The following is a 6,511-nucleotide window of genomic DNA, read 5'->3' on the forward strand; positions in this document are numbered from 1 at the left end:
TTGCCGTTCTCGTACTGGATGGTGACCTGGCTCTTGGAGTCCGGACCCAGCACCTTCTCCTTGCCGGAGTGGCGGGCTTCGGAGATCAGCCGCAGGATCTTGTGGGCGTAGAAGATCGGCGCCGGCATCAGGTCGGGCGTCTCGTTGGTGGCGTAGCCGAACATGATGCCCTGGTCGCCGGCGCCCTCTTCCTTGTTGGTGCCGGGCTGCAGCGCGTCGACACCCTGGGCGATATCGGCCGACTGCGGATGCAGCAGGATCTCGATATCGCAGGTGTTCCAGTGGAAGCCTTCCTGCTCGTAGCCGATGTCCTTGATGGCGGCGCGAACGACTCCCTCGATCTGCTCGTTGGTCACCGAGGCCGGGCCGCGGGTCTCACCGGCGATCACCACCTTGTTGGTGGTCGCGAGCGTCTCGCAGGCGGCGCGAATCGCCCAGGGATCGATGCCGGCCTTGGGGCCTTCGCGGAAGAACAGATCGACGACTTCGTCGGAAATCCGGTCGCAGACCTTGTCCGGATGACCTTCCGACACCGACTCACTCGTGAACAGATAGGACGCACGCATCACCAACCCCTTATCCACCGGACCGACCGGCGGCGCTTTCGTGAATGATATATCCCTGAAAAGTCAATCGCGACGACGCGAGATGACGTAGGATTCGTCGTAAAACCAGAGCCCGCTGTGCTTGCGCAAAACCTCTCTGGTGGCTTCCAGATAGTGGCCGCCCTGGGTCATTTCCGTCAGCCGGTCATCCTCGATTTGCGCGACATACACCGCGGCATTCCAGGCTGCAAAGGCCGTCGAATTGCCGATCGACCCTGTGACCTCGTTTGGCAGGGCTTCCATATCATAACTGAAGATCGACCGGCTATCCGCATAAGCGTTAAAATTGAGGTCCCTCCCTGCTGATCCGAGCTCGTATTTGACGGCGCGCAGCAGCTCGTGGCGGCTCACCGAGAATGGGTTTTCGTCGGGCCAGACCGCCTGGACAATTTCCAGTCCGGGATCCTGGCCATGGGAGTGAATTCCGATCAGCCGGCCGCCGGCCCGCAGCGCCCGGGCCAGCGGCGCAATGATCCGCTTGGCGCGGAAGTTGACGCTCGATTTGGCCCGGTAGGGCTGCGAGGCGATGATCAGGTCGAAATTCGCCTCGGTCCGCCCCGCCCGCGGGATGATCGAATCGAGCAGGAAACGGTGGTCCTCCCGGTACAGCACGATCGCCACCGGGCGCTCGTAGACCGGCATGCCGGAGCGTGGGCTGACCGCCGCGCGCCAGTTCTCCTGCAGAAACGGCCCAAGCTCGGCGATCTGGGTCTCGAATTCGCCCGACGACGCGCCGCGCAGCGGTACCTCGTGCCAGATCATGCTGGCCGCCGCACTCGGCGACGCCGGTGTCAGCCACGGCGCCTCGGCATAGTACATGTTGGTAAAGACGAACACCGAGGCCGGGTGCTCGAACAGCCGGTCCGAGACCTTGTCCAGCGTCAGCCGCAGGTCCTCGAGGCTGAGTTCCTTGCCGGCCACATAGAACGGCATGTGTGGGAAGCGGCCGTGCATCGCCCGCAGCACCCGGGCCAGCACGGTGCCGTCGCCGCAACCGGCATCGAACACCCGTACGGCCGGCGGCCGGGGGTGGATGCTGGCGAGTTCGAGCGCGACCCGGTCCGCCACCACCCGCTTCTCGCTGCAGGTGTGAACGAACAGCAGGTACTTCTGCCGGTTCTCGAAGAACCGGAAATTGCTGCGCGGATCGCGCCGCTCCGGCGGCACCACCAGCCCGCGCGGCGGCGGCGGATTGCCGAGCCCGGCGGCCACGAACGCCTCGATCCGGTCCAGCGTATCGACCGTGATCCGCTTCCCCTCGCGCAGCCGCTGCACCAGCTTGCCGTCATTGACGGCACGCCGGCCAAAGGTGGTCTCCGCCATCCCCGCCTCGCGGCAGTAGTCGGAAATCCGGCTGAGGAGCTGGTCGTTTTTCATCCGCTCGCGGGTGGGAAGATCGGGTTCAGTGGGACGGCGCACCTTCGCCTGCCCACCATACAAAAGCAACCCTCCGGGCGAAACTGGAACTTGGGAGGACAGCCGCCAATATCCGGCTGTCATTTGGAAACTCCCCTGTTTCTGTTAAGAGGCCCGCACCCCCGGCGCACCCGCCGGGGACGCCAAGAGACGAGAGTGCGATGCGGATAGCGATGATCGGAACCGGCTATGTGGGGCTGGTATCTGGGGCGTGTTTTGCGGATTTCGGCCATGACGTGATCTGCGTCGACAAGGACGCCGACAAGATCGCGGCGCTGCATCGCGGCCAGATCCCGATCTACGAGCCGGGGCTGGACGAGCTGGTGGCGGCCAACGTCCGGGCCGGCCGTCTCGGCTTCACCACCGATCTCACCGCCCCCGTGGGCGAGGCGGACGCGGTGTTCATCGCGGTGGGCACGCCGTCGCGGCGCGGCGACGGCCACGCCGACCTCAGCTATGTATATGCGGCCGCTCGCGAGATCGGCGCGGCGCTGAAGGGCTTCACCGTCGTGGTCACCAAGTCGACCGTGCCGGTCGGCACCGGCGACGAGGTCGAGCGGCTGATCCGCGAGACCAATCCGGACGCCGACGCGGCTGTCGCCTCCAACCCGGAATTCCTGCGCGAGGGCGCGGCGATCCGCGACTTCAAGTTTCCCGACCGCATCGTGATCGGCACCTCGGACGAACGCGCCCGCAAGGTGCTGGGCGAGATCTACCGGCCGCTGTCGCTGAACCAGGGCCCGCTGATGTACACCGCGCGCCGCACCGCCGAGCTGATCAAGTACGCGGCCAACGCGTTCCTCGCCACCAAGATCACCTTCATCAACGAGATGGCGGACCTCGCCGAGAAGGTCGGCGCCGACGTTCAGGATGTCGCCCGCGGCATCGGCATGGACAATCGCATCGGCCCGAAATTCCTGCACGCCGGCCCCGGCTTCGGCGGCTCGTGCTTCCCGAAGGATACCCGCGCAATCGTGCAGACCGCACACGACTACGAGGTGCCGCTGCGCATCGTCGAGGCGGTGCTGGCCGTCAACGACAACCGCAAGCGCGCGATGGCTCGCAAAGTCTCGCACGCGCTCGGCGGCAATATCCGCGGCAAGACCGTTGCCGTGCTCGGGCTGACCTTCAAGCCGGACACCGACGATATGCGCGACGCGCCGTCGATCCCGCTGATTACCGGCCTGATCGACATGGGCGCGGTGGTGCGGGCGTTCGACCCGGTCGGCATGACGCAGGCCAAGGCCGAGCTACCCGACATCACCTATTGCGACGACGCTTACGATTGCGCTCAGGGCGCAGATGTCCTCGTCATCGTCACCGAATGGGTGCAGTTTCGCGCCCTCGACCTCGCCCGTCTGAAGGGCACCATGAAGCAGCCGGTGATCGTCGACCTGCGTAACGTGTACCGGCCCGAGCAGATGGCCGAATACGGCTTCAACTATCACAGCGTCGGGCGGGGCTGAGCCGGACGGTGCGTTTCGCCAGAAACTACGCGCCGGGGCGCTGCCCCAGCGCGGGATGCGCCAGATAGGCCAGCAGCTTCATCTCGCGGCGGCCGCGGGTGACGGTGTCCAGCACCAGCCCGGACGAGGCCGCCAGCACCGCGACGATCATCATGCTGGCCGACAGGATCGCGGTCGGAAACCGCGGCACCAGCCCGGTCTCGGCGAAAGTAATGATCAGCGGGATAGCGAGGCCGACCGACAGCACCGCAAGCGCGATCGAGATGGCGCCGAAGAATCGCAGTGGCTTTTCCGAGCGATACAGCTTCAGGATGGTACCAAGGATACGGAAGCCATCGCGCCAGGTCTTCAGCTTGCTCACCGAGCCTTCAGGCCGCTCGTAATATGGCGTCTCGATTTCCCTGACCGGCATCGCCAGTTCGAGCGCATGGACGCTGAGCTCGGTCTCGATCTCGAATCCTCCCGACAGCACCGGGAAGGTCTTGACGAAGCGCCGCGAGAACACGCGGTAGCCCGACAGGATGTCCTTGAAGGCCTGACCGAACACGGCGGAGAGAAAGCCGGTGAGCAGCCGGTTGCCGGTGCGATGGCCGCGGCGCCAGGCGCCCTGCGCCTGATCGATCCGCGCGCCAACGACCATGTCGAGATGTTCGTCGATCAGCGCCGCGATCAGTTTCGGCGCGCTGGCGGCGTCGTAGGTGGCGTCGCCGTCGACCAGCACGTAGACGTCGGCATCGATGTCGGCGAACATCCGCCGCACCACCTGCCCCTTGCCCTGCCGCCGCTCGCGACGCACCTCGGCGCCGGCGTCCCGCGCAATCTCGGCGGTGCGGTCGGCGGAGTTGTTATCATAGACGTAGATGTCGGCGTCCGGCAGCGCGGCCCGGAAGTCCGCCACCACGCGCGCAACCGTGGCTTCCTCGTTGTAGCAAGGCACCAGCACGGCGAGTCGCGGCGCGGCGACCGCGACCTGCGGAAACTCGCGCGCGGCGAATTCCTGCAGCGCCTGCGCCATCGACGCAAGATCGCCGCGCAGCGGACGTCGAAGCTCGGGCGCGGCGGCCATGACGATCCTTAAGCAATCGTTAGGAACTGGACCCGGCGATGATAAGGACGCGTCGCTTAAGGAACTCTCAAGCTGATCGGTTCGTGATGGCCGGACTCGTCCCGAACATCCCCGTCTTTCTTGTTGCAACAGACCGAAGACGTCGATGCCCCGGACAGGCCCGGGCAAGACGGAGGACTGTGGCGAGCCACTGGATTGCTTCACGGAGCCTGCCACCGGGCGGCGCTATGCGCCGACCCGTTGGCTCGCAATGGCCGTGCGGGCTTACTTGCCCCAGAGCTCCTGTGCGACTTCCACCGCAAGGCGCAGCTTGTCCCACTGCTCCTGCTCGCTGAGGATGTTGCCTTCCTCGGTCGAGGCGAAGCCGCACTGCGGCGACACCGCGAGTTGCTCCAGCGGGGCGAACTTGGCGGCCTCTTCGAGACGGCGCTTGATGTCGTCCTTCTTCTCGAGTTCGCCGAACTTCGAGGTGATGACGCCGACCACCACGACCTTGTTGCCCTTGGGCAGGAAGCGCAGCGGCTCGAAGCCGCCGGCGCGCTCGGAATCGTATTCGAGGAAGTAGCCGTCGTAGTTGATGCCGGCCAGCAGCGTCTCGGCCACCGGCTCGTAACCGCCCGAGGAGATCCAGGTCGAGCGGAAATTGCCGCGGCAGACGTGGGTGGTGATCACCATGTCGGCCGGCCGCTCGGCGATCGCATAGTTGATCACGCGGGCGTAGATCTGCTGCAGATTGTCCGGATCGTCGCCGCGGGCGCGGGCCTTCTCCAGTTCGTCCGGCGAACACAGATAGGCCCACACCGTATCGTCGAACTGCAGATAGCGGCAGCCGGCGTCGTAGAACGCCTTGACGGCCTTGCGATAGGTCTTGGCGAGATCCTCGAAGAACACGTCGAGATCCGGATAGACCTCCTTGGAGATCGCCTTGCGGCCGCCGCGGAAGTGCAGCACCGCCGGCGACGGGATCGTCATCTTGGCCGTCACATGCGCGACGTCGGCGTGCTTCTTGAGGAAGCGGAAGTGATCGAGCATCGGATGATCGTCCGGGAAGTCGAGCTTGCCGATCACCCGGATCGAATCGTTGCGGGTCTGCACGCCGGCGAATTGGATGCCGGTGTCGGGATGATAGAGCTCGCACCCGGTCAGCTTGGCGAGGAAGTCGAAATGCCACCAGGAGCGGCGGAATTCGCCGTCGGTGGCGAGCTTGAGACCGATCGCCGACTGCTTGTGGACGACCTTCTCGATCTCGCTGTCCTCGATCTTCTTCAGATCGGCCGCGGTGATCTCGCCCTTCTCCAGCTTGGCGCGCGCCTCCTTGATGCTCTGCGGGCGCAGCAGGCTGCCGACCTCGTCGGCGCGGAAGGGGGCTTTGGTTCTCTGCATCGTCTCACTCCCAGACAGGATCAGCTCTTGGTGGCAGCGGCGCCGGAGACGCCGAGATAGCGTTCGAGCGTCGCCGGATCGTCCTTCAGCGCCGCGCTCGGCGCCTCGTGCACGATCGTTCCGCGTTCCAATATCACAACGCGATCCGCGAGCCCGAGGATTTTTCGCGCATTCTGCTCGACCACAATCGAGCAAATGCCGCCTGACCGGGTGATCGCGCCGATCGCCACCAGCAGCTCGTCGACAATGATCGGCGCCAGCCCTTCGGTCGGTTCATCCAGCAGCAGCAGCTTCGGATTGAGCGTCAGCGCCCGGCCGATCGCCAGCATCTGCTGCTCGCCGCCGGACAGCTGGTTGCCGAAATTGCTCCGCCGCTCCTCGAGCCGCGGGAACATCTCGTAGATGCGCTTCACCGTCCACGGCCCCGGCCGCGCCACCGCGGTGAGGTTTTCCTCCACGGTGAGCGACTTGAAGATGTTGCGCTCCTGCGGCACCCAGCCGATCCCGGCGCGGGCGCGCTGGTCCGGCCGCAGCGTGGTGATGTCGACGCCGCCGAGGCTGATCCGGCCGGAAAA

General features: G+C 65.6%; 6 protein-coding genes. 1 reads left to right on the forward strand and 5 read right to left on the reverse strand.

Translation table 11 applies throughout. The features are described from left to right. A partial coding sequence (locus ACOJTD_RS26280; protein WP_420135788.1) for an S-adenosylmethionine synthetase N-terminal domain-containing protein occupies positions 1-566 on the reverse strand: 566 nt, incomplete at its 3' end. Positions 567-629: 63 nt separating this feature from the next. Continuing rightward, the gene (locus tag ACOJTD_RS26285; RefSeq protein ID WP_420135789.1) at positions 630-1,982 is read right to left on the reverse strand and encodes a hypothetical protein; all 1,353 of its coding nucleotides are present in this window, start codon (positions 1,980-1,982) and stop codon (positions 630-632) included. A 200-nt stretch (positions 1,983-2,182) separates the two neighbouring features. Between ACOJTD_RS26285 and ACOJTD_RS26290 the strand changes: the two genes are divergently transcribed. Continuing rightward, the gene (locus tag ACOJTD_RS26290) at positions 2,183-3,487 is read left to right on the forward strand and encodes a UDP-glucose dehydrogenase family protein (protein WP_420135790.1); all 1,305 of its coding nucleotides are present in this window, start codon (positions 2,183-2,185) and stop codon (positions 3,485-3,487) included. Between the two features lie 25 nt (positions 3,488-3,512). Here ACOJTD_RS26290 and ACOJTD_RS26295 read toward each other — a convergent pair whose 3' ends face one another. The 3 genes from ACOJTD_RS26295 to ACOJTD_RS26305 all read right to left on the reverse strand — a co-directional run. Further along, positions 3,513-4,553, reverse strand: coding sequence for a glycosyltransferase family 2 protein (locus tag ACOJTD_RS26295; RefSeq protein WP_420135791.1), 1,041 nt, complete (start codon positions 4,551-4,553; stop codon positions 3,513-3,515). Positions 4,554-4,817: 264 nt separating this feature from the next. Continuing rightward, positions 4,818-5,936 (reverse strand): cobalamin-independent methionine synthase II family protein, encoded by a 1,119-nt coding sequence (locus ACOJTD_RS26300; RefSeq protein WP_420135792.1) that lies wholly within the window; start codon positions 5,934-5,936, stop codon positions 4,818-4,820. Between the two features lie 20 nt (positions 5,937-5,956). Next, positions 5,957-6,511, reverse strand: a 555-nt coding sequence (locus ACOJTD_RS26305; protein WP_420135793.1) for an ABC transporter ATP-binding protein, incomplete at its 5' end; no start/stop codon positions are given.

Origin of the sequence: Rhodopseudomonas sp., assembly GCF_048594845.1 — a bacterium.
Taxonomy (GTDB): Bacteria; Pseudomonadota; Alphaproteobacteria; order Rhizobiales; family Xanthobacteraceae; genus Rhodopseudomonas.